The organism is Hydrogenophaga sp. RAC07 (assembly GCF_001713375.1).
GTDB lineage: Bacteria > Pseudomonadota > Gammaproteobacteria > Burkholderiales > Burkholderiaceae_C > Hydrogenophaga.
This window is the reverse complement of record NZ_CP016449.1, coordinates 3797633-3820053: the sequence shown is the minus strand read 5'-3', so window position 1 is coordinate 3820053 and position 22421 is coordinate 3797633. Positions and strand designations below refer to the sequence as shown.

At 68.4% G+C, this 22421-nt stretch carries 15 protein-coding genes and 1 riboswitch; of the genes, 9 read left to right on the top strand and 6 right to left on the bottom strand.

The window, feature by feature from the left end; genetic code table 11:
• Positions 1-2 precede the first annotated feature (2 nt).
• From BSY239_RS17765 to BSY239_RS17755, 3 genes are read left to right on the top strand one after another with little or no spacing between them, the layout of a single operon-like run.
• The gene (locus tag BSY239_RS17765; protein ID WP_069047966.1) at positions 3-1208 is read left to right on the top strand and encodes an amidase; all 1206 of its coding nucleotides are present in this window, start codon (positions 3-5) and stop codon (positions 1206-1208) included.
• Between the two features lie 44 nt (positions 1209-1252).
• Positions 1253-1990, top strand: coding sequence for a GntR family transcriptional regulator (locus tag BSY239_RS17760; protein ID WP_069047965.1), 738 nt, complete (start codon positions 1253-1255; stop codon positions 1988-1990).
• Complete coding sequence (locus BSY239_RS17755; protein WP_069047964.1) at positions 1987-3255, top strand: Zn-dependent hydrolase; 1269 nt, start codon at positions 1987-1989, stop codon at positions 3253-3255. The genes BSY239_RS17760 and BSY239_RS17755 overlap by 4 nt, the downstream gene beginning before the upstream one ends.
• 1 nt (position 3256) lies before the next feature.
• On the opposite strand, the gene BSY239_RS17750 is transcribed toward BSY239_RS17755, so the two are convergent.
• Positions 3257-4327: a substrate-binding domain-containing protein gene (locus BSY239_RS17750; protein WP_069049075.1), complete on the bottom strand. Its 1071-nt coding sequence runs from the start codon at positions 4325-4327 to the stop codon at positions 3257-3259.
• A 67-nt stretch (positions 4328-4394) separates the two neighbouring features.
• Between BSY239_RS17750 and BSY239_RS17745 the strand changes: the two genes are divergently transcribed.
• The 3 genes from BSY239_RS17745 to BSY239_RS17735 all read left to right on the top strand — a co-directional run bounded on the left by BSY239_RS17745 (position 4395) and on the right by BSY239_RS17735 (position 9474).
• Positions 4395-6110: an NADH-ubiquinone oxidoreductase-F iron-sulfur binding region domain-containing protein gene (locus tag BSY239_RS17745; protein WP_069047963.1), complete on the top strand. Its 1716-nt coding sequence runs from the start codon at positions 4395-4397 to the stop codon at positions 6108-6110.
• A complete protein-coding gene (locus BSY239_RS17740) occupies positions 6107-8941 on the top strand; it encodes a molybdopterin-dependent oxidoreductase (RefSeq protein WP_069047962.1) in 2835 nt (944 codons plus the stop codon). The genes BSY239_RS17745 and BSY239_RS17740 overlap by 4 nt, the downstream gene beginning before the upstream one ends.
• Positions 8942-9036: 95 nt before the next feature.
• Complete coding sequence (locus tag BSY239_RS17735) at positions 9037-9474, top strand: universal stress protein (RefSeq protein WP_069047961.1); 438 nt, start codon at positions 9037-9039, stop codon at positions 9472-9474.
• A 123-nt stretch (positions 9475-9597) separates the two neighbouring features.
• Here BSY239_RS17735 and BSY239_RS17730 read toward each other — a convergent pair whose 3' ends face one another.
• The gene (locus tag BSY239_RS17730; RefSeq protein ID WP_083240057.1) at positions 9598-10731 is read right to left on the bottom strand and encodes an ABC transporter substrate-binding protein; all 1134 of its coding nucleotides are present in this window, start codon (positions 10729-10731) and stop codon (positions 9598-9600) included.
• 131 nt (positions 10732-10862) lie between these two features.
• On the opposite strand from BSY239_RS17730, the gene uvrA reads away from it, so the two are divergent.
• Positions 10863-16883, top strand: coding sequence for an excinuclease ABC subunit UvrA (gene uvrA / locus BSY239_RS17725; protein ID WP_083240056.1), 6021 nt, complete (start codon positions 10863-10865; stop codon positions 16881-16883).
• Here uvrA and BSY239_RS17720 read toward each other — a convergent pair whose 3' ends face one another.
• Positions 16884-17786: an SMP-30/gluconolactonase/LRE family protein gene (locus BSY239_RS17720; RefSeq protein ID WP_069047960.1), complete on the bottom strand. Its 903-nt coding sequence runs from the start codon at positions 17784-17786 to the stop codon at positions 16884-16886.
• A gap of 101 nt (positions 17787-17887) precedes the next feature.
• On the opposite strand from BSY239_RS17720, the gene BSY239_RS17715 reads away from it, so the two are divergent.
• Positions 17888-18208 carry a hypothetical protein gene (locus BSY239_RS17715; RefSeq protein ID WP_083240055.1) on the top strand — a complete coding sequence of 107 codons (321 nt, stop codon included), beginning with the start codon at positions 17888-17890 and terminating at the stop codon, positions 18206-18208.
• Here the strand turns inward: BSY239_RS17715 and BSY239_RS17710 are convergent, their stop codons facing one another.
• Genes BSY239_RS17710 through BSY239_RS17700 form a run of 3 tightly spaced genes read right to left on the bottom strand, consistent with a single transcriptional unit; the run spans position 18209 to position 20733 of the window.
• Positions 18209-18592, bottom strand: a complete 384-nt coding sequence (locus BSY239_RS17710) for a hypothetical protein (protein ID WP_069047958.1) — start codon at positions 18590-18592, stop codon at positions 18209-18211.
• 57 nt (positions 18593-18649) lie between these two features.
• Positions 18650-19924, bottom strand: a complete 1275-nt coding sequence (locus BSY239_RS17705) for an MFS transporter (protein ID WP_069047957.1) — start codon at positions 19922-19924, stop codon at positions 18650-18652.
• Positions 19921-20733 carry an HAD-IIB family hydrolase gene (locus tag BSY239_RS17700; protein ID WP_069047956.1) on the bottom strand — a complete coding sequence of 271 codons (813 nt, stop codon included), beginning with the start codon at positions 20731-20733 and terminating at the stop codon, positions 19921-19923. The genes BSY239_RS17705 and BSY239_RS17700 overlap by 4 nt, the downstream gene beginning before the upstream one ends.
• 100 nt (positions 20734-20833) lie before the next feature.
• Positions 20834-20922: riboswitch (S-adenosyl-L-homocysteine riboswitch) on the top strand.
• A 63-nt stretch (positions 20923-20985) separates the two neighbouring features.
• Here BSY239_RS17700 and ahcY point away from each other — a divergent pair.
• The gene (gene ahcY / locus BSY239_RS17695) at positions 20986-22419 is read left to right on the top strand and encodes an adenosylhomocysteinase (RefSeq protein ID WP_069047955.1); all 1434 of its coding nucleotides are present in this window, start codon (positions 20986-20988) and stop codon (positions 22417-22419) included.
• Positions 22420-22421 lie beyond the last annotated feature (2 nt).

Below are 22421 nucleotides of genomic sequence, written 5' to 3'. Positions count from 1 at the left end.
CCATGACACCCCACGCCGACGTTCTGCACGACCCCGCCCGCGCCTTCATGCCCTACCCCGCCGTGCCGGTTCCGCGCGCGGCCACCGGCCCGCTCGCCGGCCTGGGCTTCGGCGTCAAGGACCTGTTCCACATCCACGGTTACCCCACCAGCGGTGGCCAGCCCTTGCTGCTGGCGTTGCTCGGCGTGCAGAGCCGCACGGCGCCCACCGTGCAGACCTTGCTGGACGCGGGCGCGCGCTTTGTGGGCAAGACCATCACCGACGAGCTGGCGTTCTCCATGAACGGACAGAACGCTCACTTCGGCTCGCCCATCAACGGCGCCGCACCCGACCGCATTGCCGGCGGCTCATCGTGTGGCTCGGCGGCGGCCGTGTCGCACAGCCTGTGCGACTTTGCGCTGGGCACCGACACCGGCGGCTCGGTGCGGGCCCCCGCCAGCCACTGCGGCCTGGTCGGCCTGCGACCCAGCCACGGCCGCGTGAGCCTGCAGGGCGCACTCGACCTCGCGCCCAGCCTGGACACCTGCGGCTGGTTCACGCGCGACGTGCCCACCTTCGCGCGCGTGGCCAACGTGCTGCTCGGCGACGACGCAATGCCGCTGCCGAAAAACCTGCGCCTGCTCGCCCCGGCCGACCTGTGGGCGCTGGCCACACCCGAGGCCCGCAAGGCGCTGGCGCCCGCGCGCAGCCAGATCGAGGCGGTGCTCGGCAAGGCCGGCAAGGCGCAGGTGGTGCTGGACAGCCTGGACGCGATGTACTGGCACTTCCGCCACATTCAGGGCCACGAGTCGTGGCAGGTCGATGGCGATTTCATCCGCCGCTTTGCGCCGCCCTTGGGCCCGGGCGTGGCGCAGCGCTTTGAGTGGAGTTCCAACGTGACCGACGCGCAGGCTGCCGAGGGCCGTGTCTTCCGTGAGCGCTTCACCGACCACCTCACGCAACTGCTGGGCGACGACGGCGTGCTGGTGCTGCCCACCATGCCCGACATCGCGCCGCGTGTGGCCGACCCGGACAGCGCGCTGGAGGATTACCGCAACCGCGCCATCCGCCTGCTGTGCGTGGCGGGTTTGTCGGGCTTTCCGCAGCTCAGCCTGCCGCTTGCGCGCCGCGCCGGTGCGCCGCTGGGCATCTCGCTGCTGGGCCCGCGCGGCAGCGACCGCAGCCTGGTGCGCCTGGCCGAACGCATCAACCGGGGAACGGGCAAATAGACCCCCAAGGCGCCGGTTGGCCAAGCCTGATCCAATGTTGATCCATGAACACCGAGCTGCCCCTGTCGCCCCCGCCCACCGACCCTGACGGCACCGCCACCGACCGGGTGTACGAGGCCATCTACCTTGCCGTTCTCGAACACCGGCTCGCGCCCGGCGAATGGCTGCGCGAAGCCGAGTTGGCCACCGAATTCAAGGTCTCGCGCACGGTGGTGCGCCAGGCCCTGCAGCGCCTGGCGCAAGACCAGGTGATCGAGCTGCGCCACAACCGCGGCGCGCGCGTGCCGCTGCCCAGCCTGGAAGACGCGGTCCATGTGTTCGAAGCGCGCCGCATTGTTGAATGCGAGGTGGCGCGCCGCCTCGGCGGCCGGTTGACACCTGAGCAACTGGCCGAGCTGCGCGCGGTGGCGCAGGCCGAGCAGGCCGCCGACCAGCGCGGCGACCGGGCCGAAGCCATCCGCATGTCGGGCGAGTTTCACCACGCGCTCACGCGCATGCACGGCAACCCCGTGTTCGGCCGCCTGCTCAACGGCCTGCTGCCCACGACCTCGCTGCTGATGGCGCGCTTCAAGGTCGACGGTGGCCAGGTCTGCGTGGCGCACCGCCATGTGGACGTGATCGATGCGCTGCTGCGCGGCAGCGCGCCCGCCGCGGCCGAAATGCGCAAACACCTGGTGGAGCTCGAACGCTCGCTGGTCGACACGCCGGTGCGGGGCCGGCGCCTGCGCGATGCCTTCGCCGCCTACCGCGACACCCCCCAACCCGAAACCGAATTGCCATGAACACCCTCACACCATCTCCTGTCTCCACCGGCCTGCGCATCGACGGCGAACGCCTGTGGGCCTCGCTGATGGAGCTGGCGCAGATCGGCGCCACGCCCAAGGGTGGCGTGTGCCGCCTCGCGCTCACCGACCTCGACCGCCAGGGCCGCGACCTCGTGACGCGCTGGGCGCGCGATGCCGGCATGAGCGTCACGGTCGACAAGATCGGCAACGTGTTCATGCGCCGTCCCGGACGCAACCCGGCGCTGCCCCCGGTCATGACCGGCAGCCACATCGACACCCAGCCCACCGGCGGCAAGTTCGACGGCAACTACGGTGTGCTCGCCGGCATCGAGGTGGTGCGCACGCTCAACGACCACGGCATCCAGACCGAAGCGCCGATCGAGGTGGCGTTCTGGACCAACGAAGAAGGTTCGCGCTTTGTGCCGGTGATGATGGGCTCGGGCGTGTTTGCCAAGGCCTTCACGCTGGAGCACGCTTACGCCGCGCGCGACACCGAGGGCAAGAGCGTGCGCGATGAGCTGGAGCGCATCGGCTACATCGGCGATCAGGAGCCGGGTGATCACCCCATCGGCGCCTACTTCGAGGCCCACATCGAACAAGGCCCGGTGCTCGAGGACGCCGACGTCACCATCGGCGTGGTGCACGGCGTGCTCGGCATCCGCTGGTTCGACTGCACCGTGACCGGGATGGAGGCGCACGCCGGCCCCACGCCCATGGCGCTGCGGCGCGACGCGCTGCAGGTGGCCACGCTGCTCATGCAGGAGGTGGTGGCTTCGGCCTTGCGCCACGGTCCGCACGGGCGCGGCACCGTGGGCATGGTGCAGGTGCACCCCAACAGCCGCAACGTGATTCCTGGCCAGGTGAAGTTCTCCATCGACCTACGCAACAGCACCGACGCGCTGGTGGACCAGCAGGTCGCGGAAGTGCGTGCGCTCGCCGCGCGCCTGAGCGCCGAGACCGGCATGGCGATCGGCATCGAGCTGGTGTCCAGCTACGCGGCGCAGCCGTTCGACGCGGGCTGTGTGCAGGCCGTGCAGAGCGCGGCCGAGCAACTGGGCCTGAGCCACATGCCGGTGGTCTCGGGCGCCGGGCACGACGCCATTTACGCCGGGCAGCTGGCCCCGGCCGGCATGATCTTCATCCCGTGCAAGGACGGCATCAGCCACAACGAGATCGAAGACGCCAAACCCGCGCACATCACCGCCGGCTGCAACGTGCTGCTGCACGCGATGCTGGAGCGCGCTGGCGTCTCGGGCGCTTGAGTCAGTCGGCGAAGGCTTCGCTCAGCGCCAACACCTGGCCGGTGCTCGCGGCTTCGTAGCCCTGCAGCGCGGCCACGCGCGAGCGGAAGGCGGGTGAACGCAGCACGCCGAGCACCGGGCGCAGTTCCGCGCGGTCCATGGCGTCGGACGGCAGGGCAAAGAAGTAGCGCTCTTTGAGCAGCGGAATGAAGTGCAGGCCGAAGCGGTGCGCTGCCGTTTGAACACCGATGCCCACGTCGGCCATGCCGCTGGCCACATAGGCGGCCACAGCGGCGTGGGTCAGCTCGGTGTTTTCAAAGCCGGTCACCGCGTGTGCGTCGATGCCGTGGCGCTGCAGCAGCAGGTCGGTCAGCACGCGCGTGCCCGAGCCTTCGGGCCGGTTGACAAAGCGCAGGTCACGCCGGCTGAGGTCGCCCAGGCCTTGAATGCCCTTCGGGTTGCCCGGTGCACAAAACAGGCCTTGCGTGCGCACGGCCAGGTGCACCAGCCGGTGCTGGTCGCGCTTGAGCCAGGGCAGGTAGCGCTGCACGGCGGCGGCCTGAAACTCGCCCAGCGGCACGTGAAAACCGGCCAGCTCGCAGTCACCCTGTGCGAGCGCGGCCACGGCTTCCAGGCTGTTGCGGTAGCGCAGTTCCACCGGCACCTGGCGCGCGGCCAGCTGCTCGCGCAGCGCGGCCACGGCAAACCCGTGGCTGGCGTGCAGGCGCGGTACCGCGCGTTGCTTGCGTTGCACGCGCCCGAGTTCCCCTTCAAATTCCGAGGCCAGCGATTCCAGCAGCGGCTGCAAGCGCGCGCCGATGCGCGCGTCCGCCCAGATGAGCTTGTCGCCCAGCTCGGTCAGCGCGGAGCCGCGTCCCCGCCCGCGCACCAGCAGCGCCTGGCCAAACAGCGCTTCGGCCTGCTGCAGCAAACCCCAGGCGTGGCGGTACGAGAGGTCCAGTTCGCGGCCCGCCTGCGAGATGCTGCCCGAGGCCTGCACCGCCGCCAGCAGCTGCAGCAAGGTGTTGGCGTCCAGCGCGGGGCCGCCGTCCTGGCTGATTTGCCATCGGGGTTGCAGGGTGATGCGCAGCATGGCGGTGGGCACGGGTTTATGCAATGAAGAACATATTAAAACCCGGCTGCGGTGCTAGTGTGTCGGCATGACCACCGTGATCCCCATCCGCCCCGCGCAAGCCGTGCGCCGCGGCCCGCCGCGCCACACACCCAAAGGCCGCCAGACCTCGCCACAGGCACGCGAGCGCGTGGCTGTTCTGTGCACCGGCCTGGCGCCGCGAGCCGACCTGCTGATCGAACACCTGCACCGGCTGCAGGACGGCGAAGGCGCCTTGCGCCACGGCCACCTGGCAGCCTTGGCCGAACACCTCAAGCTCAGCCAGGTCGAGGTGTTCGAGGTCGCGAGCTTCTACCACCACTTCGAGATCGTGGACGACGACGCGGCCGTGCCCGCCACCGTGGTGCGCGTGTGCGAGAGCCTGTCGTGTTCCATGGCCGGCAGCGCGACCCTGATGAGCGATCTGCAGGCTGCGTTGGCCGACGACCCATCGGTGCGTGTGCAGCCCGCTCCCTGCATTGGCCAGTGCCACCGCGCGCCAGCCGCCTGCGTGGGCCAGCGCCAGCTGCCGCATGCCACGGTTGACGCGGTGCAGGCCTTGCTCAAGAGCGGCGACACCGGTCCCCGCGATCTGCCGGTGCCCGAGGCGTCCGAACTCAAGCAACTGCAACGTCTGCTCTCGGGTGAAAGCGGCCCCGATGCGGTGCTGGCCGAACTCAAGGCTTCCAACCTGCGTGGCCTGGGCGGCGCGGGCTTTCCGGCCTGGCGCAAGTGGGAAACCGTGCGTGCGCAACCCGGCCCACGCCACATGGTGGTCAACATCGACGAAGGCGAGGTCGGCACCTTCAAGGACGGCCACGTGCTCACCAGCGCGCAGGCCGGTGCACCGCAGGTGCTGGAAGGTCTGTTGATCGCCGCGCAGGTGGTCGGCATCGATCACGTGTGGCTGTACCTGCGCGACGAATACCACGATGCCCGCGTGTTGTTGCAGCGTGAACTCGACACGCTGCAAGGGCGCCTGCAGGCGCTCGCCGCGCAGTACCCCGGCTACACGCCGCCCGTGATTGAACTGCGGCGCGGCGCCGGCGCCTACATCTGCGGTGAAGAGTCGGCGCTCATCGAATCGGTGGAAGGCAAGCGCGGCCTGCCGCGCCTGAAGCCGCCCATCGTCGCGCTGCACGGCGTGTTTGGCCGGCCCACGCTGGCGCACAACCCCGAGACGCTGTGGTGGCTGCCCGAGATCCTGGCGCACGGCGGCGCGTGGCTCAACACGCACGGCCGCGCCGGGCGCAACGGCCTGCGGCGCTTCTCGGTGTCGGGCCGCGTGAAGCAGCCGGGTGTGTATCTCGCGCCCGCCGGCATCACGCTGCGCGAACTGATTGACGAACACGCCGGTGGCATGGCCGAGGGCCACACGCTGTACGCGTACCTGCCGGGCGGGGCTTCCGGCGGCATCCTGCCGGCTGCGCTGGCCGACGTGCCGCTGGACTTCGACACCCTGGCCGAACACGGCGCCTTCGTCGGCTCCATGGCGGTGGTCGTGCTGGGCCAGCACGACAAGGCGCGCGACGCGGCACTGAACCTCATGCGCTTCTTCGAACACGAATCGTGTGGCCAGTGCACACCCTGCCGCGCCGGCACCACCAAGGCGGTGGAACTGATCCAGGCGCCGGTGTGGGACGCAGCGCTGCTGGCCGAGCTCTCGCAGGTGATGCGCGACGCCAGCATCTGCGGCCTGGGCCAGGCCGCGCCCAACCCGGTCGACAGTGTGCTGCGCTTCTTTCCCCACGAGGTGAACGCATGAAGACCAACGACCTGCCGCAGAACGCGGCCCCGATCGCCTTCACGCTCAATGGCCGCGCGGTGGAAGCCGCGCCCGGCGAGACCCTGCTGAAAGCCGCGCAGCGCGCCGGTGTGGCGGTGCCGCACCTGTGCCACAAGGACGGCCTGCGCAGCCCGGGCAACTGCCGCGCCTGTGTGGTGGAGATCGAAGGCGAGCGCGTGCTGGCACCATCGTGCTGCCGCGCGCCCGCGCCGGGCATGGTGGTCACCACCGACAGCCCGCGCGCGGCCGCCGCGCAGAAGACCGTGCTGGAGCTGCTGCTGTCGGACGCGCCGGACACGGCCGCGCTCAAGCACGACAGCGAGCTGGCGCATTGGGCGGATGTTGCGGGTGCGAGGGCGGGGCGCTTTCCGCTTCGTGCCGCCGCCGTGCAAGACCTGAGTCATCCGGCGATGGCGGTCAACCTCGACGCCTGCATCCAGTGCACGCGCTGCATCCGCGCCTGCCGCGAGACGCAGGGCAACGACGTGCTGGGCCTGGCGTTTCGTGGTGGCCACGCGCAGATCGTGTTCGACCAGAACGACCCCATGGGCGAGAGCACCTGCGTGGCCTGCGGCGAATGTGTGCAGGCTTGCCCCACGGGTGCGATTGCGCCGGCCAACGGTGCGTACGCCAAGGTTTCAGACAAGACCGTCGATTCCGTTTGCCCGTTTTGCGGCGTGGGCTGCCAGCTCACCTACCACGTGACGGACGAGAAGATCGAACACGTCGAGGGCATCAACGGCCCGGCCAACGAAGGCCGGCTGTGCGTCAAGGGCCGCTTCGGCTTCGACTACGCGCACAGCCCCGAGCGGCTCACGCGTCCGCTGATCCGACGCGCCGACGCGCCGAAAGACCCGCAGGCGGTGATGCGCCGCGACTGGCGCGAACTCTTCCGAGAAGCCAGCTGGGACGAAGCGCTTGACGCGGCCGCCAACGGCTTCAAGCGCGTCATGGCCAGCACCCCCGCGCGCGGCCGCCAGGGCCCGGTGGCCGGCTTCGGTTCGGCCAAGGGCACGAACGAAGAGGCCTACCTGTTCCAGAAGCTGATCCGCACCGCGTTCGCCACGCACAACGTCGACCACTGCACACGCCTGTGCCACGCATCGAGTGTGGCCGCACTCATGGAGGGCCTGGGCTCGGCCGTGGTCACCAACCCGCTGCGCGACGTGGAGCATGCCGACTTTGTGCTGCTGATCGGCGCCAACCCGGCGCAGAACCACCCGGTGGGCGCGACCTGGATCAAGAACGCGGTGAAGAACAACGGCCTGAAGCTCGTGCTGGCCGACCCGCGCCGCACCGAACTCGCGCGCCACAGCTGGAAACACCTGGGCTTCCAGCCGGGCACCGACGTGGCCCTGCTCAACGCGCTGCTGCACACCATCGTGTTCGAAGGCCTCACCGACCCGGCCTACATCGAGGCGCACACGCTGGACTTCGCGCAGTTCAAGGCCCACCTGGTCGACTTCTCTCCTGAAGCCATGGCGCCGGTCTGCGGCATCGACGCCACCACGCTGCGCGAGGTGGCGCGCGCTTACGCCACGGCGAAGAACGCCATGATCCTCTGGGGCATGGGCATCAGCCAGCACACGCACGGCACCGACAACGCGCGCTGCCTGATCGCGCTCTCGCTCATCACCGGGCAGATCGGCCGCCCCGGCACCGGGCTGCACCCGCTGCGCGGACAGAACAACGTGCAGGGCGCGAGCGACGCCGGGCTGATCCCCATGGTGCTGCCCGACTACCAGAAGGTGAGCGACCCCCACACGCGCGAAAAGGCCGAGCGCCTGTGGAACCTGGCCCCCGGCACGCTGGGCAGCGAAGCCGGTCTCACCGTGGTGGAAATCATCGACGCCGCGCACCGCCGCGAGATCCGCGCCATGCTGATCCAGGGCGAGAACCCGGCCATGAGCGACCCGGACGCGGCCCACGCGCGCGAGGCGCTCGCGGGACTGGACCACCTGGTGGTGCAGGACATCTTTCTGACTGAGACCGCGAGCCTGGCCGACGTGGTGCTGCCCGCCACCGCCTGGCCCGAGAAAACCGGCAGCGTGACCAACACCGACCGTTGCGTACAGCTTGGCCGCAAGGCCGTGCGCGCGCCAGGTGAAGCCATGGCCGACGCGTGGATCACCGAACAGCTGGCGCGCCGCCTGGACCTGGACTGGACCTACGGCGTGGCCGCCGACGGCACGGCCGCCTCCGATGCCCACAGCGGCATCGGCGCCGTGTTCGAGGAGATGCGGGCCATGATGCCCAGCATCGCCGGCCTGTCGTGGGCGCGGCTGCAGCGCGAAGGCGCGGTGACCTACCCGGTGAGCAGCGAGGACGACCCGGGCCACCCGGTGGTGTTCACCGACGGGTTTCCCACCGACAGCGGGCGCGCCACGCTGGTGGGGGCCAGTGTCACGCCGCCGGCCGAGGTGCCCGATACCGGCTACCCGATGGTGCTGATCACGGGGCGCCAGCTGGAGCACTGGCACACCGGCAGCATGACGCGGCGCAGCGATGTGCTCGACGCGCTCGAGCCCGGCCCGGTGGTGAGCCTGCACACCACCACCGCGCAGCGGCTGGGATTGGCGGCCGGTGCGCTGGCGCAGGTGCGTTCGCGACGAGGCGAAGTGGCGCTGCCGGTGCGGCTGGACGACGCCATGCCGCTGGACACCGCCTTCATCCCGTTTGCCTACGCGGAAGCCGCGGCCAACCTGCTCACCAACCCGGCCCTGGACCCGGTGGGCAAGATCGCCGAACTGAAGTACTGTGCGGTGGACGTGCGGCCCGCCTTGTCCGTGAAAGAACCCACCCCGGTTTGATCTGACGCAAGCCGGGTGTGCCGGGGCTCTCCTAGGATGAAACGGTGCTGCGGCGAGCGGCCCGTTCCATCCACCCCTGTTCGAGGAGAGCGACCATGTTCAAGAAAATCCTGCTGCCCACCGACGGTTCCGACCTCAGCGTGTTCGCCACCCGCGCCGCCGTGGGCCTGGCCAAGAGCCAGGACGCGCAAGTCGTCGGCGTCTATGTGATCGACCCCTTCCCCTACATCGGCATCGGCGACGCCTCGGCCATCGGCCTGCAGGCCTACCTGACCGAGGCCAAGGCGGCGGCAGGTGTGGCGCTGGACGCCGCGCGCATGGCCTGCGCGGCCGAGGGCGTGCCGTTCGCGGGCGACACCATCGAGCGCAACGTGATCTACGAAGGGATCATTGAAACGGCCGAGGCCGAAAACTGCGACCTGATCGTGATGGGCTCACACGGCCGACAAGGTGTGAAGGCGCTCATCCTGGGCAGCGTGGCGCAGAAGGTGCTGACCCACGCCAAGGTGCCTGTGCTGATCGTGAAATCTTGAGGATCACCAACCTGCAACGAGTGCAGATCTCCCAACCCAGAACACCGCGGAACCGGCTCTGCCGGGCCGCAGGTGTTGCCCCCTGAGGGGGAAGCGCCGCAGGCGCATCGGGGGGAATTGGGTTCAGCGCATGAACTTGCCGCTGGCGTTCACGATGGACAAATCGGAAAAATCCAGACCCGTGTGGTCTGTGGCGCTGTAGCTGATCTGCAGGCCGCCGATGTCGTAGTTGCGAATGCCTTCCAGTGCGTCGCGCAGGGCCACCGGGGTCGGGTTCGGGCCGGCGCGGCGCAGGCCTTCGGTGACCACCTTGGCCGCGGCAAAGCCTTCCATCATCGCGGGCGACACACCGTCCAGGCCCTTGGCCCTGGCCAGGTCCTGCGCTTCCTTGATCAGCGGAAACGCCACCGAACGCTCGTTGGGGAACACCTGCGTGACGATCACGCCGCGCGCGTGTTCACCCAGCAGCTTGATGAAGCCTTCCGAGGCGTTGTTGGACAGCGTGACCAGCTGCGCCCGCGAACCCGCTTCGCGGATCGCCTTCATGCCGTTGGAGGCGTTGCCGGCCGAGCCGATGATCATCACAGCCTGGGCGTTGCTCTTGGCGACGCGGCCGGCGAGTTCGGTGAAGTCGGGCTTGTCGCGCGGGAATTTCTCTTGCAGCACGGGGGTCTGCTTCACGGTGGCAAAGCCCTTGAGCGCACCCGCGGCCGAATCGGCGCCGAAGGAGTCGTCGGTCTCCAGCAGGGCAATGCGCGTCATGCCGATGCTGGCCAGGTGTTCGATGGCCTTGGCGGCTTCGCGCTGGTAGGTGGCGCGCACGTTGAAGACCCAGGGGTTCACCGGTTCGTGCAACACCATGGCACCGGTGCTCGGGCCCACCAAAGGCACTTTGAGCTCGGCCAGCATGGGCAACAGGGCTTGTGAATGCGGCGTGCCCCGGTTCAAAAACAGGGCCAGCACCTTTTGTTCGGTGATGAGCTTGCGCGACACCTCCACCGTGACCTTGGGGTCGAACTTGTCGTCCACCGACACCAGATCGATCTTCTGGCCGTTGACACCGCCGCGCGCGTTCACCGCGTCGAAATACAGCTTGGCGCCGTCGATGTTTTCCTTGACCCCGGCCGCCACCGAGCCGGTGATGCCCGAGGGGTTGCCGATGCGCAGTTGGGCCCACGCGGGAGCAGAAAAGGCGATGAGGCCGGCCAGGCCGAGGGTGCAGAGGCGTTGGGGCCAGGGTTTGATGTGGTTTTGCATGGTTCTTGTCTCGAAAGGTGGGCTCAGTCTAGGCAGCTTGGTCGGGCGGGAAATTGTGGTTATGACGTACACGCCAGGGGGTATGCCGCTCCGCTCCGTAGAATCTTTGCGTCCCCCTCTGGAGCCCCTGCATGTCCGATGCCTTTTTGCCCGCCGAGTTGCCTGCGGGCGCGATTCAACCCGCGTCCGACGATGAGGGGCGCGACCGACCGACGGAAGGTGGCACTGGGCTGATCCGCATCCGCGGTGCGCGCCAGCACAACCTGAAAAACATCGACCTGGACATCCGCACCGGCGAGCTCACGGTGGTCACCGGGCCCAGCGGGTCGGGCAAATCGAGCCTGGTGTTCGACACCCTGTTTGCCGAAGGCCAGCGCCGCTACGTGGAGACCTTCAGCGCCTACGCGCGCCAGTTCCTGGACCGCATGGACAAGCCTGCGGTGGACCGCGTGGAAGGTGTGCCACCGGCCATTGCCATCGACCAGACCAACCCGGTGCGCAGTTCACGCTCCACGGTCGGCACCATGACCGAGCTCAACGACCACCTCAAACTGTTGTTTGCGCGCGGCGCCGAGCTGTTCGACCGCGAGACCGCGGCGCTGGTGCGTCACGACTCGCCGGAGTCGATTTACGCGGAGTTGAGTGCGCGAGCCGCAGCGCAGGGTGACCCACGACTCGTCGTCACCTTCCCGGTGGAGCTGCCCGCGAGCACCACGCCGGAAGAAATCGAACAGTGGCTCTCCGCCAGCGGCTACACACGCGTGCAGGCCGAACGCATCGTGCACCGCGCTGCACCCGCCGCCGCCGCCGATGAAAAAGCCAAGTCCAAGGGCAAGGGCAAGGCCGCGCCAATGGAAGCCATCAAGGTGCTCGACGTGGTGGCCGACCGTTTCCGCATCGGTACCACCGAGCCGGCGCGGGTGATGGAAGCCATCGAGGTGGGCCTCAAGCGCGGCGGCGGCAAGCTCATGGTGTATGCCCTGAAATTGGAATCTGACCCCCAATTGGGTGAGCCCGACATCTGGCGCTTTTCGACCGGCCTGCATTGCCCCGAGAGCGACATCCGCTACAGCGAACCGACGCCGTCGATGTTTTCGTTCAACTCGGCGGTGGGGGCTTGCGAGGCCTGCCGCGGGTTCGGGCGTGTGATCGGGGTGGACTACGGGCTGGTGATCCCGAACGACAAGCTCACGCTGCGTGCGGGCGCGATCAAGGTGTTCCAGACGCCGGCCTGGAAAGAGGCGCAGGACGACATGATGCGGCACGCCGAAGCGGCCGGCATTCCGCGCGACACGCCCTGGGCCAAGCTGACCGAGGAGCAGAAACATTGGGTGCGCGCGGGTTCGCCACAGTGGAACGGCAAGTGGAACCAGCACTGGTACGGCGTGGACCGCTTCTTTGAATACCTGGAAAGCAAGGCCTACAAGATGCACATCCGCGTGCTCTTGTCCAAGTACCGCAGCTACACCGAATGCCCGAGTTGTGGCGGCGCGCGCCTCAAGACGGACAGCCTGCTCTGGCGCCTGGGCACGAAGTTGCAGGCCGATGCGGTGCTGAAGCCAGCGAAGCGTTATTTGCCCCATGGCGTGAAGTGGAGCCGCTCGCAGGTGGAGGCCCTGCCGGGGCTGTGTCTGCACGACCTGATGTTGTTGCCGCTGGACAAGCTGCGCGCGTTCTTCGCCTCTCTTGCTCCCTCCCTCGCGCAAGCCCCCATCCCCGCCTTCCCCCAGGGGGGGAAGGAGCCGAGCACCGGCCAGGCGCAGGCCCTCAAGCTCCTTTTGGACGAAATCAACACCCGCATCCGTTACCTCTGCGAGGTCGGCATCGGTTACCTCACGCTCGACCGCCAGAGCCGCACGCTCAGCGGCGGCGAGGTGCAGCGCATCAACCTCACCACGGCGCTGGGCACGTCCCTCGTGAACACGCTGTTTGTGCTCGACGAACCGAGCATCGGCCTGCACCCGCGCGACATGGCACGCATCAACGACGCGATGCTGCGCCTGCGCGACGCCGGCAACACGCTGGTGGTGGTGGAGCACGACCCGGCCGTGATGCTCGCGGCCGACCGCCTGATCGACATGGGCCCGGGCCCGGGCGAGCGCGGCGGGCAGATCGTGTTCGACGGCACGCCCGAAGCCATTCGCAGCGCCGACACGCTGACCGGCGCGTACCTCGGCGCGCGCAAGACCATCGGCATGGGCTTCAAGCGCGCGGTGACCGACAGCACGCCGCGCCTCATCCTGGAAGGCGCGCGCGAACACAACCTGAAGGACGTGTCGGTCGAGTTCCCGCTGCAGCGCCTGGTGGTGGTCACCGGCGTGTCGGGTTCGGGCAAGTCCAGCCTGATCCAGGACGTGCTGGCGCCCGCGCTGCTGCGCCACTTCGGCAAGTCCACCGACACGCCCGGCGCGCACGACCGCCTGCTGGGCGCCGAACAACTCGGCGAGGTGGTGTTCGTCGACCAGTCGCCCATCGGCAAGACCGCGCGCTCCAACCCGGTGAGTTACGTGGGCGCGTGGGACGCGATCCGCGCGCTGTTCGCCGACGCACCACTGTCGCGCCAGCGCAGCTACACGCCGGCCAAATTCAGCTTCAACAGCGGCGACGGGCGTTGCCCCACCTGTGGCGGCTCGGGCTTCGAGCATGTGGAGATGCAGTTCCTGAGCGACGTGTACCTGCGCTGCCCGGACTGCGACGGCAAACGTTACCGGCCGGAGATCCTGGAGGTGCGCATTGAACGCGGCGATCGTTCACTCAACGTGGCCGACGTGCTCGACCTCACGGTGAGTGAAGCGGCCGAACTCTTCAAGGCCGACCGCGAAGTCATCCGCGTGCTGCAACCCATCGTGGACGTGGGCCTGGAGTACGTGAAGCTCGGCCAACCCGTGCCCACGCTCTCGGGCGGCGAGGCCCAGCGCCTCAAGCTCGCGGGTTTCCTGGCCGAGGCTTCCAAAAGCGCCAGCGCGAGCCGCCAGCCGCTCTCGCGCAAGGGCACGCTCTTCCTCTTCGACGAGCCCACGACCGGCTTGCACTTCGACGACATCGCCAAGCTCATGCGCAGCCTGCGCAAGCTGATCGACGCCGGCCATTCGCTGGTGGTGATCGAACACAACCTGGACGTGATCCGCTCGGCCGACTGGCTGATCGACCTCGGCCCCGAGGGTGGTGACGCCGGCGGTCTGGTGGTGGCCGAAGGCCCGCCGGAGCAGGTGCGTGAACACGCCAGCAGCCACACGGCCAAGGCGCTGCGCGAGTACGCACTCTCCATGGGCGCGGTGCACGCGGTGCGCGAAGGCCGCGCGGCCGACTACCTGGGCCAGTCCAGCGGCCTGGCCGCCGCCGCGCGCCGCAGCGACCAGCATGGCAACGCCATCCGCATCGTCAATGCCAAGGAACACAACCTCAAGAACCTGAGCGTGAACATCCCGCGCGGCCAGTTCAACGTGATCTCGGGTGTGAGCGGTTCGGGCAAGTCCACGCTGGCCTTCGACATCCTGTTCAACGAAGGCCAGCGCCGCTACCTGGAGAGCCTGAACGCCTACGCGCGCAGCATCGTGCAGCCGGCGGGCCGGCCCGAGGTGGACGCGGTCTACGGCATCCCGCCCACGGTGGCGATCGAGCAGCGCCTCTCGCGCGGCGGGCGCAAGAGCACGGTGGGCACGACCACCGAGGTCTGGCATTTCCTGCGCCTGCTCTATGTGAAGCTGGGCACGCAGCACTGCGTGCACGACGGCGCAGCCGTGATGCCGCAGAGCGCCGACAGCATTGCGGCCGCCATCCTCAAGCGCTACGCGGGTCAGCACATCGGCCTGCTGGCGCCGCTGGTGGTCAACCGCAAGGGCGTCTACACCGAGCTGGCCGACTGGGCGCGCCCGCGGGGTTACACCCACCTGCGCGTGGACGGCGAGTTTTTGCCCACCACCGGTTTCCCGCGCATCGACCGCTTCAAGGAACACACCATCGAGCTGCCGGTGGCCGACTTCGTGGTGAGCGCCGACAACGAGGCCCAGCTGCGCAGCCAGCTCACCAAGGCGCTGGAGATCGGCAAGGGCGTGGTGCATGTGCTGCACCCGCTCGACGGCCTGGCCCGTGCGCTCGAAGAAGGTGCGTCCACCCGCGAACTCGGCCAGCTGGAGGTGTTTTCCACCACGCGCGCCTGCCCGGTTTGCGCCACCAGCTACCCCGAACTCGACCCGCGCCTGTTCTCGTACAACAGCAAACACGGCTGGTGCCCCGATTGCGTGGGCACGGGCCTCAAGCTCTCGCGCGACCAGCGCACCGTGTTGGACGATTCGGTGCGCGACGACAAGGAGCGCGGGCGCGAACAGAGCTTTGCCGAACCCGAGGTGGAAGACCTCGTGGACGAGGTCTGCCCCGGTTGCGCGGGCACGCGCCTGAACGCCCAGGCGCGCGCGGTGAAGTTCAGCGCGGTCGGCATCACCGACGTGGCGCGCTTGTCGGTGCGTGAGGTTCGGAGCTGGGTGCAAGGTCTCATGAAAGAGGCCGTGATGTCCACGCGCGAAACCGGCATCGCACGCGACCTGCTGCCCGAGATCGAAAGCCGCCTGGCCTTTCTGGAAGAGGTGGGCCTGAACTACCTCACGCTGGACCGCGGCGCGCCCACGCTCAGCGGCGGCGAGGCGCAGCGCATCCGCCTGGCGGCGCAGCTCGGCAGCAACCTGCAGGGCGTGTGTTACGTGCTCGACGAACCCACCATCGGCCTGCACGCGCGCGACAACGCGATATTGCTCAACGCGCTGCACAAGCTCGGTGACATGGGCAACACCCTGGTGGTGGTGGAGCACGACGAAGACACCATCCGCCGCGCCGACCACATCATCGACATCGGGCCGAGCGCGGGCAAACGCGGTGGACGTGTGGTGGCGCAGGGCACGGTGGACGACTTGTCGGCCAACCCCGAGTCGGTGACCGGGCGCTATTTGCTGCATGCGATGAAACACCCGCTGCAACCGCGCAGGGCTGTTGACTCCTTCCCCCTTTGGGGGAAGGCAGGGATTGGGGCCGGCGCTCCGAGCGCAGTTCCTCAGGCGAGCCCCCACCCCAACCCTCCCCCAGCGGGGGAGGGAGCAAGTCATTGGCTGCGCGTGCATGGCGCCCAACTCCACAACCTCAACCAACTCGACGCCGCCGTTCCCCTGCAGCGTCTGGTGGTCATCACGGGTGTCTCCGGCTCCGGCAAATCGACGCTGGCGCGCGACGTGCTGCTGACCAACGTGGCCGCCGCCGTTGCCCAACGCAGCACCAAGGCCGGCCGCGACGCCATGGACAGGGGCGAGTACCCGGCGTGGTCCGGTTGCGCCAGCGTGAGCGGATACGAGTCGGTGGACCGTGTGCTCGAAGTCGACCAGACACCCATCGGCAAAACACCGCGCAGCTGTCCCGCGACCTACATCGGTTTCTGGGACACGGTGCGCAAGCTGTACGCCGATACGCTGGAGGCCAAGGCGCGCGGGTATGGCCCGGGCCGCTTCAGTTTCAACACCGGCGAAGGCCGCTGCCCCGGCTGTGAAGGCCAGGGCATGCGCACCATCGAGATGAGCTTTCTGCCCGACGTGAAGGTGCCCTGCGAGGTCTGCCACGGCGCTCGCTTCAACCCCGAGACCCTGGCCGTGACCTGGAAGGGAAAAAGCATCGGCGACGTGCTGCAGATGGAGGTGGACGAAGCGGTCGATTTCTTTGCTGCCATGCCCAGCATCGGCCACCCGCTGCAGCTGCTCAAGGACGTGGGCCTGGGTTACCTCACGCTGGGCCAGCCCAGCCCCACGCTCAGTGGCGGCGAGGCGCAGCGCATCAAGCTCGTGACCGAGCTCAGCAAGGTGCGCGACGACATCACGCGCCGCGGCCAGAAGCCGCCGCACACGTTGTACGTGCTGGACGAACCCACGGTGGGCCTGCACATGGCAGACGTGGAAAAGCTCATCCGTGTGTTGCACCGCCTGGTGGACGGCGGCCACAGCGTGGTGGTGATCGAGCACGACCTGGACGTGATGGCCGAAGCCGACTGGATCATCGACCTCGGCCCCGAGGGTGGGGGCGGCGGTGGCCTCATCGTGGCCGCCGCACCGCCCGACGAGGTGGTGCGCCTGGACACGCACACCGGGCGCGTGCTGGGGCCGGTGCTGGCGCGCTGATCAGGGTCGCCCGGCGCCGGGCACGCTCACCTCGGTGGTCCACACCGACGCTTCGCGCGCCTGCTGGCGGGCGTGTTCGTTGAAGTCGGGCGCCACGCAGATGAACAGCGTGCGTCCGTCCGGGCCACCAAGCGTGCAGGCGAAGGCGCCGAGGGCGCCGGTGGAGATGCTCTCCAGGATTTCGCCGCCGGGCGCCATGCGCACCACCCGGTTGGCGATGGCATCGGCAAACCAGACAGCACCCTCGGCGTCCAGGGTGGCGCCGTCGGGCGCTGCCTTGAGACTGCCCAGCACCGTGCCGATGTCGGTCAGTGTCGGCAAGGGGCCGAACGAAGCCCAGTCTCGGCGCGGACCCAGGGCCCCGTCGGCCTGAATGTCGAAGGCCGAGATGCGGTTGCCCATGGTCTCGCCAACAATGAGTGTCTTTTCATCGGGCGTGATCATGCTGCCGTTGGGAAAGTACAGATCGTTCGCCACGACACGCACCGAACCATCGGGGTCCACCCGTGCCAGCGTGGCCGCTTGCGGTGTGCCGCCACCCATGAGGTCGAAGCCGAAGTTGCCGACGTATGCGCGACCGTGCGAGTCAACCACCATGTCGTTGGCGTGGCCCCCCGCCACAGAAGACAGGTCGGTGTGGGTGACGAGTCGGCCGTCGGCCTCCTGCCGCAGGATCCTTCGATCGCGCATGGACACCACCAGCAAGCGCCCGTCGGGCAACCAGCCCATGCCTGAAGGCTGTCCAGGCACATCGGCGACATTCTCCACCTGGCCCTGCAGGTCCACGCGAACGACCTGGTGCGTGTAGAAGTCCGACAGCCAGAGGCGGTTGTTGTGCCAGCGGGGGCTCTCCAGGAAGGTGTATCCCGAAACGAGAACCGAGAAACGCGGATCGATGGCCATGTTGTCTCCTGTGTGTTGTTGAGCGATGACCATAGACCCGCAGGGCAGTGCCGTGCAAGCGGCGACCCTCACACAGGTGACACCTGCGTTACGCTCGCGCCGTGCAGCACCAGGTCATCCACATCCACCCGTCCGCCCCGCCGCAGCCCGCGCTGGGCGCGCCGTGCAACGGTTGCGGGGTGTGCTGTCTGGCCGAGCCGTGCCCGCTGGGGCAGGTGATCTCGCGCAAGCGCAGCGGGGCGTGTGATGCCTTGCGATGGGACGCGGTGCAGGCGGTTTACCGCTGCGGCGCCATCACCGATGCGGCGGGTGTGCTGGGCCCGCGCTGGCGCTGGGCGGCGCCGGTGTTGCAGAAGCTGGCGGGGCGCTGGATTGCCGCCGGTGTGGGGTGCGACGCCCAACTGAAGAGCGAACGGGACTGATCAGCGCACGAACAGCACGATCGCGCCGATGGCCAGCGCGGCGATGAAGACCATCAACACGCGCGTGCGCACACGCAGCAACTCCACGGCCGCCACGAGCCGCGCGTTCTGCTCGGCCAACTCAGCCAGGGTCTGCGCCATCTGGTTCTGCGTTTGTGCCTGCTGGTCGATCAGCTGGCGCGCTTCGATCAGGCGGTTGCGCAGCTCACCCAGGCTGGGTGGTGTGTCCGCCACCAGGTCCATGGGCGTGGCGTTGGCGGGCGCGGCCTCGGGCGACTTCTGCCGGTCCATCAGCTTGCGGGCGGCGTTGAGCACCTTGGGCGCGTGTTCGATCACGTCGCCCCAGGGAATCACTTTGAGGGCGAGCAGCCAGGGGAGGGCCATGGGGAGTCCTTTCGCGGGGCTTGTGGCAGGGGGGCGGCGTGCACCCTTGGGAGCAGCTTAACCCGGTGGGGTTCCCGGAGATGGGGACGTTGCGGCGCGTCTCAACAACCACCAACCCAGGCCGGCCACCCCCACCAGCAACACCGGGAAGCCCACCGTGGGCGCCCACTGCAGCGCGGCGGCGCCGAGTGCGGGCGCCAGCACACCACCCAGCGTGTACGACAAGACCAGCACGGCGGTGCTGTTGACCAGCGTGATGCCTTCTTCGCGCGAGCCGATGTCGATCATGGCCAGCGTGTAGAGGCTGCCGCCGGCCCCGCCCCAGAGAAACGCCACCGGCGCGGCCAGCCAGGGCGTGCCGGCCACAAACGGGATGACGAGGGTGGCCAGCAGCGTGATCAGGGCGCACAGCCGCATGATCTTCAGGCGCGTGTCGCGTGCGTTGCCCCAGCGCTGCGCGGGGTGGTGGGCCAGCCGGTCGGCCAGCAGGCCGGCGGGCAGCATCATGATGGCGCTGCCCAGGCCGCTGGCCGAGACCAGCAGGGCTGCTGCGGTGGCTCCCAGTCCCAGCGCCAGGCCGTACAGCGGCAGGATGGACGTGAGGCCGCTTTCGAAGAAGCCGCCGACAAAACCCACCGTCATGATCAGCGGGTGCAGGCGCAGCGCGTGCCACACGCCCGACAGGCCCACCTTGGCGTCGTGCGCATCGGCGGCGGCCGGCAGGCGCGGGATGAGCAGGCTCCAGCCCAGGCCGAACACGGTGAGCGCCAGCGCGAGCCACAGCGCGGCATCGCTCTGTGCGCCAAACCAGGCCAGCACCAGCGGGCCGAGCACAAAGGTGGTGCCGACCATGGTCTCGAAAATGCCGACGTTGCGTCCGCGCTGCGAGGGCGGTGAAAACTCGGCCACGATCGCTTCAGCCAGCACCCAGCGCAACCCGGCGGCCATGCCTTCGATGAGGATGCAGACGAACCACAGCACCAGCGAGTTGCTGAACAGGAAGCCGGTGATGGCGATCACCGGCACGAAGGCCGCGAGCCAGAGCGAAGGCCGACGCCCCAGGCGCTGCGTGATGGCCGAGGCGAACGGCGTCATGGCGAAGACGCCGAGCCAGCCGGTGGCCACGAACACGCCCGCCAGCGCGGTGGACACGCCGTCGCCCTTGAGCCGCAGCAGCAGCAGTGGCATGAGCATGAAGTAACCCACCAGCTGGAAGAAGGTGGAGCCGAAAATGGCCACCAGCCCGAGCCGGGCCTGTGCCGGCACAAGCGCGGGCGGCGCTGCGCCCGTGAGGGCCCGGCTGTGCTGCGGGGGCAGCGGGTGTTCGGTCATGACGGTCTGGCCGAGAGCACCGCGTTGGCCACCTCGGCAAAACCCGCGCCGCGTTCGCCCTGCGCCACAAAGCGCGGGTGGTGGCTGAGCGCGGCCCAGAAGCGCGCCACGTTGGCCACGCCCACGCTGTGCTGGAAATGGCCGAACATGCGCGCGTCGTTGGTCGAGTCGCCCACGTAGACCCAGCGGTCGAGTTCGGCGTCGAGGTCGCGGCCCAGGCGCGTGCGCACGATCCAGCGCGCGCCGGCCAGCTTGTCGTGGTCGCCGATCCAGCCGTTGATGTGGATCGAGCTCACCGTGGCATTCAGCCCGTCACGGCGCATGAGCGCCACCACCTGCTCGATCTCCGCTTCGTTCAGGTGCGCGAATTCGCTGTGGTCGATCGCGATGTCGGTCTCGCGCCCGGGGCTGTCGGTGGCCAGGCGGGTTTGTGGCAGTTCGCGCAGCACGCGCTGTGCCGTGTCCTGGAGCCGGACGAAGTTGTCGGTTCGTGTGGTCGGGTCCAGCAAATAGTCCCGGCAGAGTTGCCCACCGTCCCCGCGCCACAGCGCCACGGCGCCGTTTTCCGCCACGATCGCGTCCACCGGCCAGGCCAGGGCAAAGGCCTCGCTCCAGCCGGCCGGCCGTCCGGTGATGGCCAGCACCGGCAGACCGGCGGCGCGCAGGCGGTACAGGGCGTCCAGCGCGTCGGGCGTGATCGCGCCGTCGGTCGTCAGGGTGTCGTCGATGTCGGTCAACACCCCGTGGATTCGGCTGCGCTCCGAGGTGGGCCACAGGGCGAGCGGGGAGGGGGTGGGGAGGCTTGGCATGGGGCCGGCAGTGTCGCACAGGCTTTCTCATGAACGTGTTGGAAGTCCGGGATGGAGACCCCACAAACACCCGCCCGGGGACATGCTGGGCTAAAATCCCGCATCCGAGGAGCGTTGCAGCGCCCCCACTGACCCAGTCAGCGGCGAGGCGTGAGGCTCGGACCATCCATGCAACGACGCTCATCCACATCCCGTGCGATGAGCTTTTTTTCGCCCGTCGATGTGGTTTATCCATCCTCACTGGAGCGAACCATGAATGCCCGTCTGAACAACCCCACCTTCACCGATTGCGCGATCGCCGACATTGCCCTGGCCGACTGGGGCCGCAAGGAAGTCAAGATCGCCGAAACGGAAATGCCCGGCCTGATGGCCATCCGCGAAGAGTTTGCCAAGGCGCAGCCGCTCAAGGGCGCGCGCATCACCGGCAGCATCCACATGACGATCCAGACCGCCGTGCTGGTCGAGACCCTGCAGGCGCTGGGTGCCAGCGTGCGCTGGGCGTCGTGCAACATCTTCTCCACGCAGGACCACGCTGCCGCTGCGCTGGTGGCCAACGGCACGCCGGTGTTCGCGCACAAGGGCGAGTCGCTCGACGAGTACTGGGACTTCACCCACCGCATCTTTGAATTCGGCGCCGCTGGCACCGAAGGCGAAGGCCCCAACATGATCCTGGACGACGGCGGCGACGCCACCTTGCTCATGCACCTGGGTCAGCGCGCCGAGAAAGACGCCTCCGTTCTGAACAACCCACAGAGCGAAGAAGAGATCTGCCTGTACAACGCCATCAAGGCCAAGCTGGCCGTGGACAAGACCTGGTACACCCGCAAGGCGGCCCAGATCATCGGCGTGACCGAAGAGACCACCACCGGCGTGCTGCGCCTCAACGAGATGTCCGCCAAGGGCACGCTGCAGTTCCGCGCGATCAACGTCAACGACAGCGTGACCAAGAGCAAGTTCGACAACCTGTATGGCTGCCGCGAGTCGCTGGTCGACTCCATCAAGCGCGCCACCGACGTGATGATCGCCGGCAAGGTTTGTGTGGTCGCTGGCTACGGCGACGTGGGCAAGGGCTCGGCCCAGGCCCTGCGCGCCCTGAGCGCCCAGGTGTGGGTGACCGAGATCGACCCCATCAACGCCTTGCAGGCCGCGATGGAAGGCTTCAAGGTCGTGACCATGGAATACGCTGCCGACAAGTGCGACATCTTCGTGTCCGCCACCGGCAACAAGAACGTGATCCGCTACGAGCACATGGCCGCCATGAAAGACGAAGCCATCGTCTGCAACATCGGTCACTTCGACAACGAGATCGACGTGGCTGCGCTCGAGAAGTGCGAGTGGGACGAGATCAAGCCCCAGGTCGACCACATCACATTCCCCGACGGCAAGAAGATCACCCTGCTGGCCAAGGGCCGCCTGGTGAACCTGGGTTGCGCCACTGGCCACCCCAGCTTCGTGATGTCGTCGAGCTTCGCCAACCAGACCATCGCGCAGATCGAGCTGTTCACGAAGCAGGACCAGTACGAGGCCGGCAAGGTCTATGTGCTGCCCAAGCACCTGGATGAGAAGGTCGCGCGTCTGCACCTGAAGAAAGTCGGCGCCATGCTGACCGAACTGAGCGACGAGCAGGCGGCCTACATCGGTGTGAGCAAAGCCGGCCCGTACAAAGCCGACACGTACCGCTACTGATC